This window comes from Teichococcus deserti (assembly GCF_001982615.1).
Classification (GTDB): Bacteria; Pseudomonadota; Alphaproteobacteria; order Acetobacterales; family Acetobacteraceae; genus Pseudoroseomonas; species Pseudoroseomonas deserti.
This window is the reverse complement of the sequence record NZ_MLCO01000164.1, coordinates 1-4,307: the sequence shown is the minus strand read 5'-3', so window position 1 is coordinate 4,307 and position 4,307 is coordinate 1. Positions and strand designations below refer to the sequence as shown.

General features: G+C 71.3%; 5 protein-coding genes, 1 other RNA gene and 1 pseudogene. 2 read left to right on the top strand and 5 right to left on the bottom strand.

The window, feature by feature from the left end; translation table 11 throughout:
- Positions 1-351, bottom strand: a pseudogene (locus BKE38_RS16330) (DNA polymerase III subunit gamma/tau); the annotation flags it as partial.
- A gap of 61 nt (positions 352-412) precedes the next feature.
- An RNA gene (gene ffs / locus BKE38_RS16325) (signal recognition particle sRNA small type) lies at positions 413-510 on the bottom strand.
- 113 nt (positions 511-623) lie between these two features.
- Here ffs and nudC point away from each other — a divergent pair.
- On the top strand, positions 624-1,550 hold the full coding sequence (gene nudC, locus BKE38_RS16320) for an NAD(+) diphosphatase (RefSeq protein WP_076958345.1): 927 nt from the start codon (positions 624-626) through the stop codon (positions 1,548-1,550).
- Positions 1,550-1,849, top strand: a complete 300-nt coding sequence (locus BKE38_RS16315) for a phosphoribosylamine--glycine ligase (RefSeq protein WP_076958344.1) — start codon at positions 1,550-1,552, stop codon at positions 1,847-1,849. The genes nudC and BKE38_RS16315 overlap by 1 nt, the downstream gene beginning before the upstream one ends.
- Positions 1,850-2,122: 273 nt before the next feature.
- Here BKE38_RS16315 and BKE38_RS16310 read toward each other — a convergent pair whose 3' ends face one another.
- From BKE38_RS16310 to BKE38_RS16300, 3 genes are all read right to left on the bottom strand, one after another.
- On the bottom strand, positions 2,123-3,088 hold the full coding sequence (locus BKE38_RS16310) for an SMP-30/gluconolactonase/LRE family protein (RefSeq protein WP_076958343.1): 966 nt from the start codon (positions 3,086-3,088) through the stop codon (positions 2,123-2,125).
- Between the two features lie 78 nt (positions 3,089-3,166).
- Complete coding sequence (hisN, locus tag BKE38_RS16305) at positions 3,167-3,937, bottom strand: histidinol-phosphatase (RefSeq protein ID WP_076958342.1); 771 nt, start codon at positions 3,935-3,937, stop codon at positions 3,167-3,169.
- On the bottom strand, positions 3,937-4,307 hold a 371-nt coding region (locus tag BKE38_RS16300; protein ID WP_076958341.1), incomplete at its 5' end, for a c-type cytochrome. The genes BKE38_RS16300 and hisN, both read right to left, overlap by 1 nt.

The following is a 4,307-nucleotide window of genomic DNA, read 5'->3' as shown; positions in this document are numbered from 1 at the left end:
GGGGTGGGGGGGGGGGGGGGTCGCCTGGCCCCGGCCGGTCAAGCGGGTGGGCATGAAGGCATGCGCGACCCGGTTCTGCGCGAAGGCGTTCTTCAGCGTCCGCACCAGCGCATCCTGGCCGATCAGGTCGGCGAAGCTCTGCGGGCGGTATTTGCGGGCGAGGACGCGATAGGGCGTCGCCGGGGCATCGGCGGGCGGGGCCACCAGCGGGGCTGAAGCCGGCGCCGGGGCCGCCTCTCCGAACAGGCCGGGGCCTTCAGGCGGCGGCGGGTCGCCGAACAGGCCCGGACCCTCCGGCAGCGGCGGGTCGAGCGGATCGCTGATCTGGTCGCGGGTGTCGTCGCTGGGCATGCGCGCGGCGGATCCGGGTGGCGGCCCGGCGCGGGCCTAGTGGGTGCAGCGAAGCCTTGGGGTGGAAGACCGACGGAACGACCCAGGCGGAAACTCGCTGCGGCTGCTTCCTTCCGGACCTGACCGGGTTGGCAAGGCGCCTGTCCGCCGCCGACCTTCCGAGGGCACCATATCATGCCGCCCCCCCTCCCAGGCAAGGGGCGGCCCGGATGCCTGGGGCAAAACCGGCCTCAGTTGCCGTGCTGGCGCCCGCATGGCAGGCTCAGCCCCGCATGCTGTCCATCCCGGCCTCCCGACCCAATGCCTATACCGGCAGCCCTCTCGACCGCGCCTCGGCCCGGCGGGAGGACGCCGATTACATCGCCGCCTGCCTGGCCTCGCCCGATGTGGTCTTCGCCCCCGTCTGGCGCAGCCGCAGCCTGATGCGCGGCGTCGAGGCGGGCACGCCCGAGGCCGTGCTGCTGACCGCCCGCGCGGCGGAATCGGTGCGCATGGCCGGCGGCCCCTGGGCCTTCCTCGGCCTGTGGGAGCAGCGCCCGGTCTTCGCGGTGGACTGCTCGGCGGCCGAGGACCCGCTGCCGCTGCTGCCGCCCGACATGGGCAGCTTCACCGACCTGCGCGCCGTCGCCGGCCTGCTGCCGCCCGGCGAGGCCAGCGTGCTGGCGCATGCCCGCGGGCTGATGCACTGGCGCGTCCGCCACCGCTTCTGCGGCGTCTGCGGCGCCGCCTGCGAGCCGCGCAGCGCCGGCAACGCCATGGCCTGCACCGCCTGCAGCGCCCAGCACTTCCCGCGCACCGACCCGGCCGTGATCATGCTGGTGACCGACGGGCCGCGCGCCCTGCTGGGCCATTCCACCCGCTTCCCGACGACCACCATGTATTCGACCCTGGCCGGCTTCGTGGAGCCGGGCGAAAGCCTTGAGGAAGCGGTCCGCCGCGAGGTGCTGGAAGAGGTCGGCGTCAAGGTCGGCGCCGTGCACTACCATTCCTCCCAGCCCTGGCCCTTCCCGGCCTCGATCATGCTCGGCTTCCACGCCGAGGCGCTGTCGGACGAGATCACCATCGACCCGGAGGAGCTGCGCGATGCCCGCTGGTTCACCCGCACCGAAATCCGCGAGAACGAGAAGCACGGCTTCGGCCTGCCGCGCCTGGACTCGATCGCGCGGCGACTGATCGAGGACTGGCTGGAGGCCGAATGATGATCCGCACCACCACGCTGTGCCTGGCGCTGCTGAGCCTCGGCGCCTGCGCCTCCAGCACGCCGACGCCGCCGCCGCTGCCCGACGCCCCGCTCTCGCCGACCCACGCCGCCTGCCGCAGCGAAGCCCAGAACGACCCGGCGGTGATCTCGCTGGGACAACAGGCGAACCCGCTGAACTTCGGCAACCAGAACCGCCTGGCCCACGAAACCCGCGTCGCCGAGCTCCGCGCCTATCGCGAATGCCTGCGGCGGAACGGGATCATCGCGCCGGGGGGAGTGGAAGCGGTTCGGCGTTAAGGGTTTTCAGAGAAGCCTTGTGAAGGCTGGGGGAATGAATTCCCCCAGACCCCCATCTTCTTTCTGTTCACCGGCCGTTTGCTGACCTGCGCCTGAACACAGGCCACACCAGAGCATCACGGCGGGACGCATTTTCATTCAATCAGCGCTCGCCCGCAGGTCGCGCCTCGACTGAGTGCCGCGTCCCGCATCGACACTTGCGCGCGGCAGCACTGACAGAAAAAAGAAGGGGTCCAGGGGAATTCATTCCCCTGGCCTGCCTCTGTCTCCCCTTTAGCCCCCCGCGACTCCCTGAGCATTCACCATGATGCTGTAGAGCGACCGCGACGCAGCCATGAACAGGCGGTTGCGGTGCCGCCCACCGAAGCACAGGTTGGCGCAGCGTTCCGGCAGGTCGATATGGCCCAGCGCGGTGCCTTCGGCGTTGAACACCCGCACCCCGTCGAATTCCGGCCCGCCCATGCCCCAGCCGCACCAGAGGTTGCCTTCGGTGTCGACGCGGAAGCCATCGGGCGTGTCGCCGGGCGCGCCCTGCACCACCACGCGCTGCTTCGACACCTTGCCGCCGGCGCCGACATCGAAGCCGACGATGCGCCTCGGCTCCGCTCTGCTTTCGACAACGTAGAGAATAGTTTCGTCGGGGCTGAAGGCCAGGCCGTTGGGGCCGGCCAGGCTGTCGGTCACCAGGGTCACCGCGCCGGTCTGGCCGTCGATGCGGTAGACCGACTGCGGCAGCTCGGCTTCGGCCTTCTCGCCCTCGACATAGCCGCCGATGCCGAAGGGCGGGTCGGTGAACCAGATGCTGCCATCCGACTTCACCACCACGTCGTTCGGCGAGTTCAGGCGCTTGCCGTCGTAGCGGTCGGCGAGCACGGTGATGCTGCCGTCATATTCGGTGCGGGTGACGCGGCGGGTCAGGTGCTCGCAGGTGACCAGGCGGCCCTGGCGGTCGCGCGTGTTGCCATTGGCGAAGTTGGAGGATTGCCGGAAGGTCGCGACCTGGCCGGTGGCCTCGTCCCAGCGCAGGATGCGGTCGTTCGGGATGTCGGACCAGTAGAGCGCGCGCTGGTCGCCGAACCAGACCGGGCCTTCCGCCCAGCGGCAGCCGCCGGCCAGCTTCTCCACCGTGCCGTTCATCGCGCGGAAGCGCAGGAAGGATGGGTCGAAGGCGCGGAAGCGCGGCTCGGGGTAGCGCTGGCTCGGCGCCCAGGGGGTCTCGTTGTCGAAGGCCTGCACCATGACGGCTCCCTCTTGCTTGTCTGATGACCAGACTGGCATGGGGCCGCGGCAGGGGGAAGCCGGCCTTCCCCCGCCGTTTCAGGCCAGCGCCGCGATGACCTCGGGCAGCAGCCCCCTGTCGCCCAGCGCGATCACCTCGCCGGGGCCGTCCAGCCGCAGCGGCGCGCCCTGCCAGTCGGTCAGGCTGCCGCCGGCGGCTTCCAGCACCGGCTGCAGCGCCACCCAGTCCCAGGGCTTCAGGTCGCCCTCGGCGATGACGTCGACCAAGCCCAGCGCGATCAGCCCATAGGCGTAGCAGTCGCCGCCCCAGGTGACGCGGCGGACGGCCTTGCGCAGCCTGGCGTGGCGCGGCGCCTGGCTGGCGGTGAACATGTCGGGGCTGGTGCAGGACAGCTCGGCCTCGGACAGCGACGCGCAGGCGCGGATGCGCGGCGTGCCGCCCATCGGGCTGCGGAACTGCAGCGGCCGGCCCTCGACGCCCAGCCAGCGCTCGTTGGTCGCCGGCTGGTCGATCATGCCGAGGACCGGGCGGCCTTTATGCATCAGCCCGATCAGGCTGCCGAACAGCGGCCGGCCGGTGACGAAGGCGCGGGTGCCGTCGATCGGGTCGATCACCCAGACATAGTCGGCATCGGCCTGCTCGGCGCCGTATTCCTCGCCGATCACGCCGTGGTCGGGGAAGCGCTCGGCCAGCAGGGCGCGGATCGTGCGCTCGGCGGCGCGGTCGGCCTCGGTGACCGGGCTGGCATCGCCCTTGGCCTCGACCAGCAGGGCAGAACGGAAAAGGGGGCGGATAACCGCCCCCGCCGCCTCGGCGGCCGCTTCGGCCGCCGCGATGAACGCCTCCATTACGGAAGCGGCTTCGGGCTCGCGTCGAGCGAGCGCAGATAGGCGATGACGTCGGCCCGCTGCTTCACGTCGCGGATGCCGGCGAAGGCCATGCGCGTGCCCTTCACGGCCCGCGCCGGGGCGGCCAGGAACTCGTTCAGCGCCGCGTAGTCCCAGGGCTTCTCCGACAGCGCCTTCATCGCCGGCGAGTAGTTGAAGTTGTCCAGGTGCGCATGGTGGTTGCCCAGCACGCCGTAGAGGTTCGGACCGACCTTGTTGGCGCCGCCCTGCTCGAAGCTGTGGCAGGAGGCGCAGAGGCGGCCGGCCACCTGGCGGCCGGTATCGGCGCTGGCCGCGGCCAGCAGCGGCTCAACCGGCTCCAGCGCGGGGG